Here is a 16,558-nt window from a genome sequence, read left to right on the forward strand (position 1 = left end):
AAGACACGCAGTCGCGGTACATCACGTACCGCGATTCGCAACCCGCAGAGGACAGGGTGATGCTGGCGAAGACCGATGCGAAAACGGAGGGAAAGATCTCCCTGGCCGATCGCGTCTATGAGGAGCTGCGAGCCGCGATCGTTCTGGGGGAGATCGCTCAAGGGTCTGTCTTCAATGAATCGGACCTTGTTTCTCGCTTCAAGGTCAGCACGTCGCCATTGCGCGAGGCACTATCGAGGCTCAGGCAGGATGGCCTTGTTCGCGTCATTCCTCGTCGCGGCTACAGCGTAACGGAGCTTACGCTCCGCGACTTTCACGAGCTGATCCAGATGCGCCTGATCCTGGAATGTTCGGCGGCAGAACTTGCCGCCCCCCGCATTGCCGACAGCCATGTCGAGACAATGCGGCGATTGTCATCCGTGGAGTTGGAAGTCGGCAATCAAGCGAGCTACCGCGCCTTTATGCGAGCCAATCAAGAATTCCATGAGGGAATTGCGCAGATCGCGGACAACAGCAGGCTCTCTCGTGCAATCGGCCAGACCATGGACGAGATGCAGCGTCTACTGTTTGCCGACCTTGGCGCAGTCGAGGATGGCGATGAGGTTCGGCACGATCACGACGAAATCATCGATGCTCTCGCGCGACGAGATGCTGCTGCTGCGCGGGACGCTGTGGCCCGGCATGTGAAGGTTTCAAGAGACCGTGTCGTCGGCCGCATGATGCGACGACATAGTGGCTTTGCTGACAAGCCTGTCTTTTCAGCCTGAGCGACCACAACATTGCCGGTGAGGCAAATTCTGGACCGGCCTGATGAGACGTTTCATAGCGGCGTTGCGCCAACTACGGATATTGAGAGGTTGCCATAAACCAGACATTGTTATCGCGGCTCGGCTAAGAGGGCTGCTCCATCCAGCGCCTCGTCTGCACAGGCCGAGCGAAAGATCTCGATGAAGTGGCTGTGGAATTGGCGCGGGGCGACGACAAGGCTCCTGCACTGGAGCGGATCACCGTCGCCGTCGATCTCGGTCGCGAGGCATCCGGCCTCCCGTGCGATAATCACCCCGGCGGCGAGGTCCCAGAGATCGAGCTTTGCGCCTGAGGTCCAGAAGCCGTCGAAGCGGCCTTCCGCGACATAGGCAATCTCCAGCGCGGCCGAGCCGGGGCTGCGGATGCCCGAGACGCGGGGCATGATCGCGGCCATCTCTCGGGCCGCCTTTTCGGTGTCGCCCTTGCCATTATAGGGGAAGCAGGTTCCAACGACCGCATGGGCGAGGGACTTGCGGCTGGAGCCATTCAGCCTCCTGTCGCCGAGATAGGCGCCTTCTCCGGCTGCGGCCCAGGACATCTCGCCGCTGAGTGGATTATAGGTCACGCCCGCCGTGACCTCGTCGCCTTCCATCAGGGCGAGCGAGGCCGAGAATTGCGGCATGCCGTGCAGGAAATTGTTGGTGCCGTCGAGCGGGTCGATGATGATCCTGAGCCCGTTGCCTGCATCCGGGGATGCGGCGCCCTCCTCGCCGAGCACCGCGACCTCGGGCAGTTTCTCATTGAGATAGGCGACGATCAGGCGCTCGGATTCGATATCGGCGGCGGAGACGAAATCGGACGGGCCCTTTTCCAGGATGGGCAGGGCCGAGAGACGGGCAAAATTCTCGGCGAGCGAGGCGCCGCCGATGCGCGCGGCCTCTTTCATGGCCTCGACGATCTCGCGACGGATCTGGGGCTTGGTGGTCATGATGGCTAGCCTGGCTGAAATGGATGCTCTGGTCGGTCGGCTCAGGCGGCCGGCATGATCCCGGTGCGCGGGGCGGCGATCCGGTTCAGCGCCACCTGATGCAACTCGGGATTGGCCGCGGCGAGGCAGTGCCCGCTCGAATGCAGGGTCAGCGGGGCACCGTCCCAGTCGGTGATGACGCCACCGGCATTGGCGATAACCGGAACATGGGCGAGCACGTCGTGCGGGGTGGTGAAGCGGTCGATCGCGATGTCGATCCCGCCCGAGGCGAGCCGCCCGTAGGAATAGCAGCTCCCGCCATAGACGCACCAATGCACCGACGAGCGCAGGGCCTGGAAGACAGGCAGGGTCTCGGCGTCATAGAGCTCGATATTGCTGGTCGCGAGAACAGATTCGGCAAGGAACTTGCGGCCGGAGGTCGCGACGCGGATGTCGTTCAGGGTGGTCGGGTAACCCTCGGCGCCGATCCAGCGCTCTCGCGTCATCGGCTGGTCGATGACGCCGAGGATCGGGGTACCGCGGCGGGTGAGCGCGATCAGGGTGCCGAAGACCGGGATGCCGGCGACGAAGGCCTTGGTGCCGTCGATCGGGTCGAGCACCCAGACATACTCGGCATCGGTCGCCTGCGCGCCGAATTCCTCGCCCTGGATGCCGTGCTGCGGAAAAGCCTTCTCGATGCGGCGGCGCAGTTCGGTCTCGACGCGACGATCGATCTCGGTGACCGGGCTGTCGTCGCCCTTGGAGACGAAGGCGTTGTTGTGGCGGGCGGCATTGCGGATGATCGTGCCGCTCGCCTCGGCCAGCCCTTGGGCGAAGGCGATGAAGTTCCTGATATCGCTAGTCGGCATGGCGGACCTGTCCGGGAATTGCAGCTGCGCTCTCGAGCGGGCGCTGGTGCTTGCCGAGCGCGTATTCGAGGTATTTGAAGCAACGCGTGATCACGAGCGTGATCGCGAGGTAGATCAGCGCCGCCATGATGAAGACCTCGTAGGGGGAGAAGGTGCTGGCGACGATGGTGTTGGCGACGCCGGTCAACTCCATCAGCGTGATCGTGCTGGCGAGCGAGGTGCCTTTCAGCATGCCGATCGCCTGGTTGCTGTAGGCGGGCAGCATGAGCCGGAGCGCGATCGGCAGCACAATCAGGCGCTGGACCTGGAGGGCGGACATGCCGCAGGCGTTCTCGCGAAGCATGTCAGGCGCATGCGGCTCATCTATCGCGAGCGGGCGCCGATCCTGGTCGATGCCCTCAGGCAAACCCTCGGAGACCGGCTGCTCATTCCCGACGTCACAGCAGGATTGCACCTGACGGCCCATGCGCTGGGACCACTGGACGACGCCGCCATCACCAATGCGGCGAGGCAGCGCGGCATCGATGCGCCAGCCCTCTCGCGCTACCGCTTGCAGGACCGGACGGCGACAGGTTTCGTCTTCGGCTTCGGCAATACCGTGCCTGAACGCATAATCCCGGCCGTGCGGCGCTTCGCCGAGGTCATGGCTGCCGCTTAGGGCTCCTGGGAATCGATCGTTTCACCCCGGCAGCAACAGGGCCGGGTCAGGAGGACCTGATGATGGACAGGGGTGGCTTGGCCGCGCGGCTGATCGGGGATCATGATCGGAAGGAGAAGTTCCGCCCCTTCGCCGCGGCTAACGGCATCACCTCGCTCGATGATGCCTATGACGTGCAAGAGCACTATGTCTCGCTCTTGAAGCCGCGCTGCGGTGCAGCCGTCGGCTACAAGATCGGCCTGACCTCGCAGCGCATGCAGGTGATGTGCGGCATCGACCAGCCGATCGCCGGCGTCGTGCTGGCCGACCGGCTGCACCATTCGGGCGCGCGCGTCGCAATCGCCGATTATGGCCGCATGGGTCTCGAATTCGAGATCGCGGTGCGCATGGGCAGCGATCTTCCGAGCGGAGGCCCGGCCTGGACGCCGGAGAGCATCGCGGCCCATGTCGCCGGGGTCTGCGCGGCCTTCGAGATCATCGACGACCGCGCGGCCGACTATGCCGAGCTCGACGTGCTCTCGCTTGTTGCCGACAATTCGTGGAATGGCGGCGTGGTGCTCTCGGAATTCCGCAGCAGCTGGCCGGCGCTCGATGCCGTCTCCGGCGTGGTCAGCCGCAATGGCAGCGAGCTCGACCGCGGCCATGGCCGCGACGTCCTCGGCCATCCCTTCGCGTCGCTCGCCTGGCTGGCCAATGCGCTGGCGGCGAAGGGGCAGAGCCTGCGCGCCGGCGAGATCGTGATGACCGGAAGCCTCGTCACCACCCGTTTCCCCACCGAAGGCGAAACCTATCGCTTCGAACTCGCTGGCGTCGGCGCCGTCGAGCTCGACGTCACTGCCGCGGCTGCCTGAGCGCCGGAGACAAAAGCCATGACGCATCGCCTCGCCGCCCGGATGAGCCGGGTCAAGCCCTCCGCCATCCGCGAGCTCCTGCGCCTCGGCGCCGATCCCGACGTGATCTCCTTCGGCGGCGGCTATCCCGACGCCTCGCTGTTTCCGATCGAGGGGCTGGACCAGGTTTTCCGCAAAACGCTCGCCGAGAACGGGCAGGAGGCGCTGCAATACACCGTGTCGAACGGCATGCCGCTGCTGCGCCGCCAGATCGCCGAACGGATGACGCGGGATGGCGTGCCCTGCACCGCCGACGAGGTCCTGATCCTGCAGGGGGGCCAACAGGGGCTCGACCTCGTCGCCAAGATGCTGATCGACAAGGACGACATCATCGTCGTCGAGGACCCGACCTTCCTTGGTGCGCTGATCGCCTTCAACCCCTGCGAGCCGCGTTATGTCACGGTCGGCATGGACGGGGACGGCATGGATGTCGAGGCGCTCGATGCGGCGCTGAAGGCTAATCCGGGGGCGCAGTTCATCTACACGGTCCCGGATTTCCAGAACCCGACCGGCGTCACCATGAGCCTGGCGCGGCGCAAGCGGCTGGTGGAGATCGCCAACGCCCATGACCTGATCATCCTCGAGGACTCGCCCTATCGTGAGATCCGCTTGGAGGGCGAGCGCATCCCGCCGATCAAGATCGGCCTGAGGCGACGAAGAAGCGCCAAATGCCGGCATTGGATCAATGCCGGAAAGCGGACGCCTGCTCCCGCGGCTCCTTGCTACGTCGGACAAATTAGCTCCAGACGTAGGCAAGGGCGAAAATGTCGCGGTTTAGTTTGGGCCGGCCGGGAGCATTTTGCGCGCCGTGGAGGTCAACCGCCTTCCGCCGTCGGCTTCGACGACAACGGTTTCGCTGAAACCCAGCCCCCCGGCCGAGACGTACATGTGAAAGACCATGCCGGCTTCGAGACGCCAGCGGGCATTCGGCAGGAAGACACGGGAGAAATCGCTGGTACGAGGCGTGCGGCCGTACAGGCCGAGCGCATAGCCGGTGACGTTGTCGTACACTGGGCGCAAGCGCTCGGTGAGCACGCCGTCGCGCAGGATCGCGTCGATATCGCAGGCGCGCGCTCCCGACCGCATCGCAGCGATCTGCCGGTCCTGCAAGGCCACGAGTCGTTCGGCGACCGGCGACAGGCCGCGCCGGTCCGTGCCGATCAGCAGCGGCCGCATCAGCCGGGCGCCGTAATTGCGCACCTTCGGGATCAGCTCGACATGCAGGATGTCGCCGTCGCCGAGCGGATGGGCGGTCATCATGCCGTGCAGGAATTCGTGATTGCCCACGCCCGGCACGATCGGCCCGGTCTCCCCGCTATCGGCGCCGTTCTCCAGGAAGCAGGCCGCGGCGATGGCGGCCGCGGCGCGCGGCGAGATTCCCGGTTCGGCCTGCGCGGCGATGGCGGCCATCGCCTTGTCGGCAATGCCCGCGGCGTCCGCGATCAAGGCGATTTCCGCCGGCGACTTCACGGCCCGTAGCAAGTCGCTCGCGCACGGCAGGTCGATGAAGGACGCATCGGGCAGCAGCGCGCCGAAGCGTTCACGCGTCTGCATGGTGAAGCCATACGAAGCGTGATCGGCACCGATCCCGGCCTGCGCGAAGCCGCGGCGGCGGATTTCCTCGGCCATCACGGCCTGCGGCTCGGCCGTGTCCGGGAAGCCGACGATGTCGGTGAACCAGCAGGCATCGCGGCAGGGCCCGGCATCGAGCTCGCGCAGCACGAACCAGGGCTCGCCCTCGCGCGGCAGGAAGGCGGCGCGGTACATCGTCTCGGAGACGGTGTAGCCGGTCAGCCAGGCCAGGAACTCGGCATGGTCGACGAGCAGCAGTTCGGCGCCCGCTTCGGCCATCGCGAGGCGGGCCTTGGCGACCCGCCCTGCGAACTCCTCACGCGTGAAGAGTGGCCTCACGCCACCTCGCAGATATCGAGGATGGTCAGCATGTAGATGCGGACCATGTCGAGGAAATCGCGGATCTCGACGCGCTCGTCGGGCATGGTGTTGTAGCGCCCGCCCGGCCCGCAGACGATGCCTTCCATGCCGGCCTCGGCATAGAGGTGGCCGGCATCGGTGCCGAAGAAACCCGGCGGCTTGATCGCCCCCGTCGGCTGCGTCTCCCCACGCACCGCCTCATAGGCGGCGTTGACGGTCTTCACGATGCGCGCGTCCTTGGCGACCTCGAAGGCCGGCATCGACTGATGCCCTTCCTTCTTCTCGATACGGATCGCGGTCTTCAGACCCGGGAAACGCTGCTCCAGCGCGGCGAGCTCGTGTTTCATGTCGGCGAGCGCGCCCTCTTGCGTCTGCCCGGGCGCATAGCGGCCAGAGCCCTTGAGCTTGCAGTAATCCGCCACCTGCGGCGCGCGCCATTCGTGTAGCTCCTTGCCCAGCGCGCCATGAACGACGCCGACATGGACGCGGTTGATCGATTCATGCTCGGGCGAGGGCGCGCCGGAAAACGTCATCGCGTTGAGCCGCGGGATCAGGTCGCAGGCTGCCATGATAGCATCGACCGCCTGCTCGCGCTTGGAGAGGTGACGGGTATTGCCGGTGAGTTCGATCACGAAGGAGAAGGCGCAGGCGTGCATCGTAACGGCCTGCACGTCCGTCGGCTCGCTGTTGACGAAATAATCGGCGCGGATGCCGTTGCGGATCGCCGCCACCGTGCCGACGCCGCCCTGCAACTCGCCGACGACATAGGTCAGGATCACATCGCCCTTCAGCTTCACCCCGGCATCGAGCAGGGTCTTGACCGCGCAATAGGAGGCGGCATCGCCCGCCTTCATGTTGGAGACGCCGATGCCGTAGATGAATTCGTCGTCGACCAGGCCGCCCCAGGGATCGACGGTCCAGCCCTCGGTCGCCGGATTGGTGTCGAGATGGCCGTTGAACAGCAGGCTCTTGCCCCCGCCGGTGCCCTTCCAGCGACCGATGGCATTGGCGCGGCGCCCCTCGTCGAAGGGTTGCTCTTCGGCCTCGATGCCCATCGCCTTCATCTGGCCGACGACGTGGCGGACCAGCGCCTTCTCGCCCTCGGTCTCCGAATAGCTCTTGTGCTTCGCCCAGTCCGAGAGGAGCGCGAGGCAGGCCTTCTCGTCGAGCGAATGGATCAGGTCGCGGGGGTTCATGGTCATGGCCTCGAATGTCAGGCGGCCGTGGCCGGGGCGGGCACGGCTTCGAGCAGGGATTGGGTGTAGGGGTGGAGGGGGCCGGTCGAGAGCGCCGCTATATCGACGAGATCGACGAGGTCGCCGCGGTACATCACCGCGATCCGGTGGGCGATCTGGCGCACCAGATTGAGATCGTGGGTGATGAAGAGATAGGCCGTGCCGAAGCGCTTCTGCAGATCGACCAGGAGCTCCACCACGGAGGCCTGCACGGAGACGTCGAGCGCCGAGGTGATCTCATCGCAGATCACCAGCTTCGGCTTGGAGGCGAAGGCGCGCGCGATGGCAACGCGCTGCTTCTCGCCGCCGGAAAGCTGGTGCGGATAGCGCTCGGCATAAGCCGCCGGCAGTCGAACCTGCTCCAGCAATTCGCCTATCGCAGCCGCGTCCCGGCGGGCGCCCGGCTCGCCGTAGAGCGCAAGCGGTCGCGACAGGATCTCGCGGATGCGCTGGCGCGGATTGAGCGAGGAATCCGGATGCTGGAAGATGATCTGGACGTCGCGGCGATAGGCCCGGTCCATATCGCCGAGGCCGGTGATGCGGCGGCCGGCGAAGCGGATCTCGCCCTCAAAGCGATTGAGCCCCGTCATCGCCTTTGCCAGCGTCGACTTGCCCGAGCCGGATTCGCCGACGATGCCGAGGATTTCGCCCGGCATCACCGACAGGCTGACCTCGCGATTGCCAGTGAATTGCGTATTCGCCCGGCCGAGCAGGCCGGCGAGGAAGGGCTTGCGGCCATAGAGCACGCTGACCTTCTCGACCTCGACCAGCGGCTTGGCCGCTACGGGTGCCTCCGTGTCGACCAGCCGGTGGTCCGGCCGCGGTACGGCGGCCAGCAGCTTTTTCGTATAGGCGTCCTGCGGTCGAGCGAAGACGTCGCCGACGGCGCCCTTCTCGACGATTCTGCCACGATGGATCACCGCGACCTTCGTGGCGATCTGCGAAACCAGTGCGAGATCATGCGAGATATAGAGCGAGGCGACGCCGGTTTCCTCCTGCAGTTCCTTGAACAGGTCGAGGATCTGCCGGGCGGTGATAACGTCCAGCGCCGTGGTCGGCTCGTCGAAGATGATGCATTCCGGCAGGCAGGCGAAGGCGGTGGCAATGACGACGCGCTGCTTCTCGCCGCCGGAAGCCTCATGCGGATAGCGCCGCATCATCTGCCGGGGCACCTTCAGCCCGACATGGGCGAGGCGCTCCTCGCCCTCGGCCCAGGCCTGCCGGCGCGTCAGGCCGCGATGGCGCACCAGCACCTCGGCGAGTTGCTCGCCGAGCGGCAGCGTCGGGTTGAGCGAGGTGCTCGGGTCCTGGAAGACCATGCCGATGCGCTTGCCGCGGATCGCGTCGATCTCGGCTTCGGATGCCTTGAGCAGGTCCTGCCCGGTCAGGCGGATGCTGCCCGCCTCGCGGGCGGTCGCGGGCAGGTAGCGCATGATCGCCCAGGCGAGCGAGGTCTTGCCGGAGCCGGATTCGCCGACAAGGCCGAGCACCTCGCCCTTGGCGACAGATAGAGACACATCGTCGAGGGCGCGGGTGAAGCCGGCCGGCGTCGCGTAGTCGAGACCATAGCCGGCGATGTCGAGGATCGGTTCGCTCATCGCTCAGGTCCTCGGGTTGAGCGCATCGCGCAGCCCGTCGCCGAGCAGGTTGAAGCCGATCGCGACGAGCGCGACGGCGAGGCTCGGCCACAGGATCATCCAGGCGCTCAGATGCATGAAGCGGCGGGCTTCGGCGACCATCAGCCCCCATTCGGAGGCCGGGGGCTGGGCGCCCAACCCCAGGAAGGAGAGCGTCGCGAACAGCATTACGGCGAAGGCGACGCGGATCGTCATCTCGACGATTATCGGCGCCACCACATTCGGCAGCATCTCGCGCCAGACGATGAAGGCCGCGCTTTCGCCCCGCGCGATCGCCGCATTCACGTAATCCTGCTTGCGCACGGCGAGTGCGACAGAGCGCGTCACGCGGGCCATGCCGGGCGCGAAGGCGAGCGCGATCGCGAGCAGTGCATTGCTGCTGCTCTTACCGAGCAGGTTCACGATCAGCAGCGCCAGCAGCAGGCTCGGGATCGACATGATCGCATCGACGGTGCGCATGATCGCTTCGTCGCTGCGCCCGCCCAAGAAGGCCGAGACCGTGCCGATGACGGCACCGACAAGCGTCCCCAGCGCAGTCGCCAGCACGGCCATGACGACGGTGGCGCGGGCGCCGTGCAGCAGCCGGCTCAGGATATCGCGCCCGTATTGGTCGGTGCCGAGCCAGAACTGGGCGCTCGGCGGCTTATAGCGCATCAGCGGCGCCATCTTCTCGGGGTCGTAGGGCGCAAACCATGGCCCGACGATCACGACGAGCAGGATGAGGCCGACGATGACGAGGCCGAGCGCGCCTTGCGGCGAACGCAGCATGCGCTTGAGGATCTCAATCATACTGGATCCTCCGGTCGAGCCAGGCATAGGCGATGTCGGCGAGGAAATTGGCGATGGCATAAGTCGTCGCCATGATCAGCGCGCCCGCCTGGATTGAGGGTAGGTCGCGCGCCTGGATCGCGACGATGAGCTGGCGCCCGATGCCGGGCAACGCGAAGATCTCCTCGACCACGATGACGCCACCGAGCAGATAACCGACATCGAGCGCGACGATGGTGATGGTCGGCAGCAGCGCATTGCGCAGCGCGTGCTTGAACAGTACCTGCCGCTTCGACAGCCCTTTCAGCCGGGCGGCGCGGATATAGTCGGAATGCAGCACGTCGACGAGTTCCGACCGCACCATGCGCGAGACATGCGCGATCAGGATCAGCGACACCGTCAGCACCGGCAGGACGAGGTGCTTCAGGCCACGCAGCGGGTCCTCGGTCAGCGGCACATAGCCTGTCGCCGGCAGCCATTGCAGCCAATCGGCCAGCACAAGTACGACCAGCGTCGCCGTGACGAATTCCGGCAGCGAGACGCCGATATAGGAGAGAAAGCTGACGCCGAGATCGGCCGCCCTGCCCCGCCTGACAGCCGCGACGATGCCGAGCGGGATCGCGACCGCCAGCATCAGCAGAATCGAGAACAAGGCGAGCAACAGCGAGCGGCCGAGCGCTTCCAGCATGGCCGGCGCGACCGGCTGGCCGGTGCGCATCGATACGCCGAAATCGCCCCTGACGACCCCGCCGAGCCAGTGCAGATACTGCATCCAGATGGGGTTGTTCAGCCCCATCTTGACGCGCAGGGCGGCCAGCGCGTCCGGCGTCGCATTTTCGCCCAGCATCATGACGGCGGCATCCGCCGGCAGGATCTGGGTGATCGCGAAGACGATCAGCGACACGACGAGGAGCGTATAACCGATCAACAGGATCCGCTTGAGGATATAGGCCGGCGACACGCCCGCTGCCCCGCTTCGTTCAGCCGCGCTTCGGCGCGTTGGCGCCGAGCGAGACGAAATCGAGCCGGAAGACCGCGCCGCGCGGATGGAGCTGATAGCCCTGCACCCATTCGCGCTGCGCGCCGAGCAGATCGAAGAAGGCCGGGATGATCGATGGAACCTCGTCATACATCAGCTTCTGTGCCTCGGCGTAGAGCGCCCGGCGCTTGGCCTCGTCGACCGTGGCGCGCGCCTCGAAAATCAGCTTGTCGAACGCGGTGTTGTTCCAGCGCGTCTCGTTCCAGGCGGCGTTGGAGGTGTAGAGCAGAGAGAAGATGGCGTCGGCCGTCGCCTGCATGTTGTAGAAGCCGACATAGAACGAGCCCTTCTTCCAGACCTGGTCGAGATAGGTCGCGTGCGGCATGGTCTCGACCTTGATGTCGAAGCCGGCGGGTTTGGCCATCTCGCGTAGCGCCACGGCGAGCTGGGTGCGCTGGCCCGGCCGGTCGGATGCGATCAGCGTCGCCTCGAGTCCTTTCGGATAGCCGGCTTCCGCGAGCAGCGCCTTGGCCTTGGCGATATCGGCTTTCTTGGCCGGCAGGTCGGCGTAGAAGCGATAAGCGGGGCTTAGCGGCGTGTCGTTGCCCGGCGAGCCGAAGCCCTCGGTGACAAAATCGACCATCGCGGCGCGGTCGACGGTGAGCGCCAAGGCCTGGCGGACGCGCACGTCGTTGAAGGGCTTCTGGTCGCAACCGAAATTGACATTGCAGAACTGGCCCGAAGGCACGCGCAACGCCTTGACGCCGTTCGCCTTCTGCAGGCGCCCGAATTCGGTCGGCGGCGTCGTGGAGATCAGGTCGGTGTCGCCCACGATCAGCGCGGAAGCCTCCGCGCTGACATCCGGGAAGACCACGACCTCGATCTTGTCGAGATAAGGCCGGGCCTTGTCGTAATAAGCGTCGTTGCGGGTGACGACGATCTGCCGCTCCGGCTCGAAGGAGACGAGCTTGAACGGACCGGTGCCGATCGCCTGGCGGTCGAGCTTCTCCAGCCCGCCCTTGATCACGGCGGCCGGCACGATCTTGGCGTTGGTGTAGGCCAGCGTCACCGGCAGGTCAGCGAAGGGCGCCGAGAGCGTGAAGACGACGGTAGTATCGTCCTTGGCCGCAACCTTGGCGATGGGGCCGACATTCTGGCGCGCCGGCGAGGCCGTCTTCGCATCGAGGATAGCCTCGAAGGTCGCAACCACGTCGGCGGCCGTGCAAGGCGAGCCGTCATGGAAGGTCAGGCCCTTGCGCAGGACGAAGGTCCACTCGGTCAGATCGGCCGAGTTGGTCCAGGATTCGGCCAGATCAGGCTCGGCGCTCATGTCGACCTTGAGCCGCGTCAGACCGGAATAGAGCAACTCGGCAACGAGGTATTCCGGGTTCACGCGGGTGACGAGCGGATTGAGCTTCGCAACCGCCTGGTCGACGCTGACGCGCAGCGTGCCGCCTCGCCGCGGTGTCTGCGCGAAGGCCGGCAGGCCGGATATGGCAAGGCCGCTCAGAGCAGCGGAGGCGGCGAGGAAATCGCGACGATGGATGCTCGGCATGGAACGCTCCTTCAGCTCTGGGACGAGGGCAGATCGGGGTTGATGTCGGGTCTGAAATCGACGGCGAGATAGGCGAGCACGGACTTCGCCAGCGAGACGATGTCAGGCACCGTCGTGTATTCGCCGGGCGAATGGATGTTGCGGTCGGGCCGGCCGAGGCCGCCGAGCAGCACTTCGCTCTGCCCGGTGGCGCGCTGGACCCAGCCGAAATCGGAACAGCTTGCTGCGCCCCATTTCCGGAATTCTTCCGGCGCATAGCCGAAGCCAGCGCCCATGGCAGCCTGCCAGCGCGGCCAATGCGGCCCCGCCGGATCCGCGGTCGGCATGAGATGACCGACCAGCGCCGTTTCGACCGAGAGGCCCGGCATGGCAGCCGTGCTGCGGCGGATCACCTCCTCGATCTCAGCGAGCGCCTCCTCGAAGCGCTCCTCGGGCGCATAGCGCCGGTTGACCGTCAGCTCGACGAGAGCCGGAACCTGCCCGCCGGCCGTTCCACCCGAGATCGCGGCGAGATTGAGCTGGGCCGCGAGCGGCGGCTTGCCCGGCGGCGGCGGCAAGGCCGAGATACGCGTCGCGACCTTTTCCTTCAGTTCCGTCAGCGCATTGAGCAGCGGCAGCGCGGCGTCGATCGCATTGAGCCCGGAACCCTTGCGATTGCCTTCGCCGGCATGGACGGCTTGGCCGTGGATCCGGACGAGCAGGTTGAACAGACCGAAGCAGCCTGCCCAGATCCGCGCCTCGGCACTGCCGTTGAAGTTGAGCGTGTGATCGGGGAGCCGGCCCTGCTCGGCGAGATAGCGAATACCGGGATAGAGACCGCCCTCCTCGTCGGTGCAGAAGAGCAGCATCGGATCATAGGCGAGCGCCACCCCGCAGACCCGCGCCGCCCGCAGAGCCAGCAGCACGGCGGCAATGCAGCCCTTCATGTCGGCAGCGCCAAGCCCTATCAGGCGATCGTCATCGCGTTCCAACCGCAGCGGAGCAGTTTCCCACCCGGCGGCGGCGGGCACCGTATCGACATGGAAATAGAGGCCGCAGGCTGGCCGACCGCTCGAGTGGCTGGCGATCAGATTCGTGCGCGGGCCAGCAGCGGGGCCATTCGGAACGCGCCAGAGTGCCTCGGGGACAGCCACGCGCTCGGTCGCAAAGCCGAGCGGAGCAACGAGTTCTTCCATCAACCCGGCGAAATCATCGTAACCGAGGCCGGGCGGGAAAGAGGTATCGACCGCGATCATCCGGCCGAGATCGGCGACGGCAGCGTCGACATGGGCGGACATCCAGCCGCCTGCCTCTGCCAGCGCAGTCTCATGGTGTCGCGGAGAGGAGGTTCCCGCCATCGCTCAGCCCAGCGAAGCCGCGCTTGTCCAGCGCCGGCACGATCTGCGATGGAGCACTTGAACCGCCGCAGCTGGCAATACCATTTGCGGGCCCCCCTCTTTCATATAAACTATATAGAAATAGGACAGACTGGCATGCCCCCTGTCAATGCCAAAAAAGCGACGAGCGCTGGCGCCGGAACAGGCAATGGCGCCGGCGCGGCTGCGCCGGTTCTGCCAAATTTCGGCGCTGGCGAGGCGGCGCCGCTCTATGAGCGCGTGAAACGGCATATGTCGGAGGCCATCCTGGTTGGCGAGTGGCCGCCCGGCATGATGCTGCCCAATGAAACGGCTTTGGCCCAGGGGTTCGGGGTCGCAGTCGGCACGGTGCGCCGGGCCATGAGCGATCTCGTCGCGGAGGGGCTGCTCTCCCGTCGCCGCAAGACCGGCACGGTCGTGACCGGGCGCACCCCACATCACAGCCTGCGCTTCTTCTTCCAATATTTCCGCTTGCACCGGGCCGATGGCAGCCTCGTGCACTCGACCAGCCAGTTCCTGGGCGTCGAGACCCTGCCCGCCACGCAGGCACAGGCCGAAGCGCTGCAGATCAGGACCGGCGGTGTGATCAAGGTCCACCGCATCCGCCATGTCGACGGCCGCCCGATAATGCACGACAAGCTGGTCATGGCGGAGGAGCGGCTGCCGGACTGGCCACACGACACCGCCGAATTACCGCCCTTGCTCTATCTCCATCTGTTGGAGCGCTACGGCATCCGGATCTCCGCGGTTCGCGAGCAGATCACCGCCGACCTCGCCGGCGACGAGGATATCACGCTGCTCCAGTTGGGCGGACGTGAAGCCGTGCTCACGATCGACGAGGTCGCATACGATCAGGCAGGCGTGCCCACGATCCTCGGGTGGCATCGCGCGACGACTGCCGCGCACGCCTATGTCAACGAAGTCAGGTAGGTCCATGCCAGAAACTGACATAGCGGAAGGGCCTTGAAGCCGACATTCAGGCGCCCGGCGTCTGGAAGATCGCAAGCGCCCCGTTGTGAACGGGACTGTGGATCGGCGCTCATCCGAAGGCCACTCTTCCAATGGCCATCGTCACTGCCGGGCCCCTTGCCACACGGCGTCATGTCCTCGCGCGGGCCAGCCTCGGCAGAGCGATGGCATGAGGCCCCGCTCTCGATGATCTCGCAGCCACTGCCGACCGACATTGCCAGTGCCTTCATCGCGCCCCTTTTGGAGCGCTGCCCATCGTGTCCTCGGTAGCCCCCTCTCGGTTGCGATCTCGGCACGATCGTTGCACGATCCCGGCTCTCCTGACGACCGGATCGGATCTTGGCCCGTACCGACCTGCGCAATTCGTCCCGCTACTGGCGCGACCCTCGGGTTCCGGGCCTGAGCTGTCTCGTCGCCGACTTCACCAGTCACGACTATGCGCCCCACAGCCACGAGGCCTTCGTCGTTGCGGTGACAGAGGTCGGCGGCGCCGAGTTCAAGAGCCGGGGACGGAGCGACGAGGCCGGGACCTCGACGCTGCTCGTGTTCAATCCCGACGAGCCGCATTCCGGGCGCATGGGCTGGAGCCCGCGCTGGCGCTATCGCGGGCTCTACCTGACCCGCCCGGCGATCGAGACGCTCAATGCCGCGCTCGGGCTCGATGCGACCGCCTATTTCTGCCGCAACAGCTTTCAGGATCCCGATCTGGTCGAGGCCTTCCTCGAGCTGCACCGCATTCTCGACGATGGCAACGACCCTTTCGAGGAGCGCGAGCTGTTGCTGCGCAGCTTCGGAGCCCTGATCCGGCGCCACGCCGCCGGCGAGCCCAGTCTGTCGCTGCCGGCGCGCGATGCCAACAAGGCCATCCACGTCCGCCAGATCATGCGCGAACGTCACATGGAGGAACTCACGCTGGAGGAACTCGGCGCCACGGTCGGGCTCACTCCGTTCCAGTTGATCGCGGTCTTCAAGCGCACCACGGGCCTGACGCCGCACGCGTATCTTACGCAACTGCGCCTGAAGGCTGCCATCGCCGCGCTCGGCCGCGGCACGAGCATCGCCGCCGCCGCCCTCGATGCCGGCTTCTATGACCAGAGCGCGCTGACGCGACATTTCAAGCGCAGCTATGGCATCACTCCGCTGCAATGGGTGCGCGCGACCACCGTCTGATCCGCGTTCTCAATTTCCGCCAATAGCCGCGCGGTTCGGCGCGCCAATCTCGTCCCCGAGCAGATGCCCTGTCGGCACTGCGGAAAGGATGAGATTCATGTCCCGCTACTTCTGCCTCGACAATCCGGAGGTCCCGACGCTCGCGACTGAGGTCGTCGAGGCGGGACCGGGCTGGGTCGTTCTCGCGGAGAGCCCGTTCTATCCCGGCGGCGGCGGGCAATTGCCCGATCGCGGCGCACTGGCCTGGGCCGGTGGCGAGGTCGCGGTCGCCGGCTTCGAGAACGAGGGAGGCCGGCTTCGGCTTATGCTCGGCGACCCCATCGAACTACCAGCCGGCGCCGTGGAAGCCCGGGTAGATCCGACTTTTCGCAAGCTGATGCGCGCGCTCCACACCGATCTGCACATCGTCAACGCGGTGGTCTTCCAGAGCTTCGACGGAGCGCTCGTCACCGGCGTCCAGATGAACGAGGACGGCACCGCGCGCATCGATTTCGACCTCCCGGATGCTGACAACGACCGCCTGCGCGCGATCGAGGAGCCGGTGAATGCGCTCATCCGGCAAGACCTCGCCATTCGGCAGGACTATCTGCCCGAGGCCGCGGCCTTCGCGGAGCCGGGGCTGATCCGCTCGCGCTCGGTCGCCCCGCCGCCGACCGCGGACGGGCAGGTGCGCGTCGTCGAGATCGTCGGCCTCGACCGTCAGGCCTGCGGGGGCACCCATCTCGCCTCGACCGGCGGCTCGCCGCCGATCCGCATCCTGAAGATCGACAACAAGGGCCGGCACAACCGGCGTCTGCGTATCGGCCTCGCGGGCGCGCTGTGAGGTC

At 66.1% G+C, this 16,558-nt stretch carries 16 protein-coding genes and 1 pseudogene; 7 read left to right on the forward strand and 10 right to left on the reverse strand.

Going from position 1 to position 16,558, the window contains the following annotated elements; genetic code table 11:
• The first annotated feature begins 59 nt into the window (after positions 1-59).
• Entirely contained in the window at positions 60-767 is a 708-nt protein-coding gene (locus AB4Z10_RS04850; protein ID WP_441469246.1) for a GntR family transcriptional regulator, read from the forward strand.
• Between the two features lie 110 nt (positions 768-877).
• Here AB4Z10_RS04850 and AB4Z10_RS04855 read toward each other — a convergent pair whose 3' ends face one another.
• From AB4Z10_RS04855 to AB4Z10_RS04865, 3 genes are read right to left on the reverse strand one after another with little or no spacing between them, the layout of a single operon-like run.
• A complete protein-coding gene (locus AB4Z10_RS04855) occupies positions 878-1,735 on the reverse strand; it encodes an inositol monophosphatase family protein (RefSeq protein ID WP_441469247.1) in 858 nt (285 codons plus the stop codon).
• 41 nt (positions 1,736-1,776) lie between these two features.
• Positions 1,777-2,583, reverse strand: a complete 807-nt coding sequence (locus AB4Z10_RS04860; RefSeq protein ID WP_441469248.1) for an inositol monophosphatase family protein — start codon at positions 2,581-2,583, stop codon at positions 1,777-1,779.
• The gene (locus AB4Z10_RS04865) at positions 2,573-2,902 is read right to left on the reverse strand and encodes an ABC transporter permease subunit (protein ID WP_441469249.1); all 330 of its coding nucleotides are present in this window, start codon (positions 2,900-2,902) and stop codon (positions 2,573-2,575) included. Before AB4Z10_RS04865 ends, AB4Z10_RS04860 begins: the two co-directional genes overlap by 11 nt.
• Positions 2,903-2,935: 33 nt before the next feature.
• Between AB4Z10_RS04865 and AB4Z10_RS04870 the strand changes: the two genes are divergently transcribed.
• The 3 genes and pseudogenes from AB4Z10_RS04870 to AB4Z10_RS04880 all read left to right on the forward strand — a co-directional run.
• Positions 2,936-3,241, forward strand: coding sequence for an aminotransferase-like domain-containing protein (locus tag AB4Z10_RS04870; protein WP_441469250.1), 306 nt, complete (start codon positions 2,936-2,938; stop codon positions 3,239-3,241).
• Between the two features lie 59 nt (positions 3,242-3,300).
• On the forward strand, positions 3,301-4,092 hold the full coding sequence (locus tag AB4Z10_RS04875; protein WP_441469251.1) for a 2-keto-4-pentenoate hydratase: 792 nt from the start codon (positions 3,301-3,303) through the stop codon (positions 4,090-4,092).
• Between the two features lie 42 nt (positions 4,093-4,134).
• Positions 4,135-4,740: pseudogene (locus AB4Z10_RS04880) on the forward strand (aminotransferase-like domain-containing protein); the annotation flags it as partial.
• A gap of 165 nt (positions 4,741-4,905) precedes the next feature.
• Here the strand turns inward: AB4Z10_RS04880 and AB4Z10_RS04885 are convergent.
• Genes AB4Z10_RS04885 through AB4Z10_RS04915 form a run of 7 tightly spaced genes read right to left on the reverse strand, consistent with a single transcriptional unit; the run spans position 4,906 to position 13,514 of the window.
• Positions 4,906-6,042 (reverse strand): M24 family metallopeptidase, encoded by a 1,137-nt coding sequence (locus tag AB4Z10_RS04885; RefSeq protein WP_441469252.1) that lies wholly within the window; start codon positions 6,040-6,042, stop codon positions 4,906-4,908.
• Positions 6,039-7,259 (reverse strand): M20 family metallopeptidase, encoded by a 1,221-nt coding sequence (locus AB4Z10_RS04890; RefSeq protein WP_441469509.1) that lies wholly within the window; start codon positions 7,257-7,259, stop codon positions 6,039-6,041. The genes AB4Z10_RS04885 and AB4Z10_RS04890 overlap by 4 nt, the downstream gene beginning before the upstream one ends.
• A 17-nt stretch (positions 7,260-7,276) precedes the next feature.
• Complete coding sequence (locus tag AB4Z10_RS04895; RefSeq protein WP_441469253.1) at positions 7,277-8,896, reverse strand: dipeptide ABC transporter ATP-binding protein; 1,620 nt, start codon at positions 8,894-8,896, stop codon at positions 7,277-7,279.
• A gap of 3 nt (positions 8,897-8,899) precedes the next feature.
• Positions 8,900-9,724, reverse strand: a complete 825-nt coding sequence (locus tag AB4Z10_RS04900; protein ID WP_441469254.1) for an ABC transporter permease — start codon at positions 9,722-9,724, stop codon at positions 8,900-8,902.
• A complete protein-coding gene (locus AB4Z10_RS04905; RefSeq protein ID WP_441469255.1) occupies positions 9,717-10,664 on the reverse strand; it encodes an ABC transporter permease in 948 nt (315 codons plus the stop codon). Before AB4Z10_RS04905 ends, AB4Z10_RS04900 begins: the two co-directional genes overlap by 8 nt.
• A gap of 19 nt (positions 10,665-10,683) precedes the next feature.
• Complete coding sequence (locus tag AB4Z10_RS04910; RefSeq protein WP_441469256.1) at positions 10,684-12,237, reverse strand: ABC transporter substrate-binding protein; 1,554 nt, start codon at positions 12,235-12,237, stop codon at positions 10,684-10,686.
• Positions 12,238-12,248: 11 nt separating this feature from the next.
• The gene (locus tag AB4Z10_RS04915; RefSeq protein WP_441469257.1) at positions 12,249-13,514 is read right to left on the reverse strand and encodes a M20 family metallopeptidase; all 1,266 of its coding nucleotides are present in this window, start codon (positions 13,512-13,514) and stop codon (positions 12,249-12,251) included.
• A 117-nt stretch (positions 13,515-13,631) separates the two neighbouring features.
• Between AB4Z10_RS04915 and AB4Z10_RS04920 the strand changes: the two genes are divergently transcribed.
• The 3 genes from AB4Z10_RS04920 to AB4Z10_RS04930 all read left to right on the forward strand — a co-directional run bounded on the left by AB4Z10_RS04920 (position 13,632) and on the right by AB4Z10_RS04930 (position 16,554).
• Positions 13,632-14,522, forward strand: a complete 891-nt coding sequence (locus AB4Z10_RS04920; protein WP_441469258.1) for a GntR family transcriptional regulator — start codon at positions 13,632-13,634, stop codon at positions 14,520-14,522.
• 378 nt (positions 14,523-14,900) lie between these two features.
• Positions 14,901-15,731 carry an AraC family transcriptional regulator gene (locus tag AB4Z10_RS04925; protein ID WP_441469259.1) on the forward strand — a complete coding sequence of 277 codons (831 nt, stop codon included), beginning with the start codon at positions 14,901-14,903 and terminating at the stop codon, positions 15,729-15,731.
• Positions 15,732-15,828: 97 nt separating this feature from the next.
• Entirely contained in the window at positions 15,829-16,554 is a 726-nt protein-coding gene (locus AB4Z10_RS04930; protein WP_441469260.1) for an alanyl-tRNA editing protein, read from the forward strand.
• The last annotated feature ends 4 nt before the right edge of the window (positions 16,555-16,558 follow it).

It is taken from the genome of Allobosea sp. RAF48, assembly GCF_052114025.1.
Taxonomy (GTDB): Bacteria; Pseudomonadota; Alphaproteobacteria; order Rhizobiales; family Beijerinckiaceae; genus Allobosea.

Coding starts and splice junctions, on each gene's coding strand:
- AB4Z10_RS04875 (WP_441469251.1), top strand. CDS start 3,301: ATGATGGACAGGGGTGGCTTGGCCGCGCGGCTGATCGGGGATCATGAT.
- AB4Z10_RS04895 (WP_441469253.1), bottom strand. CDS start 8,896: ATGAGCGAACCGATCCTCGACATCGCCGGCTATGGTCTCGACTACGCG.
- AB4Z10_RS04865 (WP_441469249.1), bottom strand. CDS start 2,902: ATGTCCGCCCTCCAGGTCCAGCGCCTGATTGTGCTGCCGATCGCGCTC.
- AB4Z10_RS04870 (WP_441469250.1), top strand. CDS start 2,936: ATGCGGCTCATCTATCGCGAGCGGGCGCCGATCCTGGTCGATGCCCTC.
- AB4Z10_RS04890 (WP_441469509.1), bottom strand. CDS start 7,259: ATGAACCCCCGCGACCTGATCCATTCGCTCGACGAGAAGGCCTGCCTC.
- AB4Z10_RS04930 (WP_441469260.1), top strand. CDS start 15,829: ATGTCCCGCTACTTCTGCCTCGACAATCCGGAGGTCCCGACGCTCGCG.
- AB4Z10_RS04900 (WP_441469254.1), bottom strand. CDS start 9,724: ATGATTGAGATCCTCAAGCGCATGCTGCGTTCGCCGCAAGGCGCGCTC.
- AB4Z10_RS04850 (WP_441469246.1), top strand. CDS start 60: ATGCTGGCGAAGACCGATGCGAAAACGGAGGGAAAGATCTCCCTGGCC.
- AB4Z10_RS04855 (WP_441469247.1), bottom strand. CDS start 1,735: ATGACCACCAAGCCCCAGATCCGTCGCGAGATCGTCGAGGCCATGAAA.
- AB4Z10_RS04860 (WP_441469248.1), bottom strand. CDS start 2,583: ATGCCGACTAGCGATATCAGGAACTTCATCGCCTTCGCCCAAGGGCTG.
- AB4Z10_RS04915 (WP_441469257.1), bottom strand. CDS start 13,514: ATGTCCGCCCATGTCGACGCTGCCGTCGCCGATCTCGGCCGGATGATC.
- AB4Z10_RS04910 (WP_441469256.1), bottom strand. CDS start 12,237: ATGCCGAGCATCCATCGTCGCGATTTCCTCGCCGCCTCCGCTGCTCTG.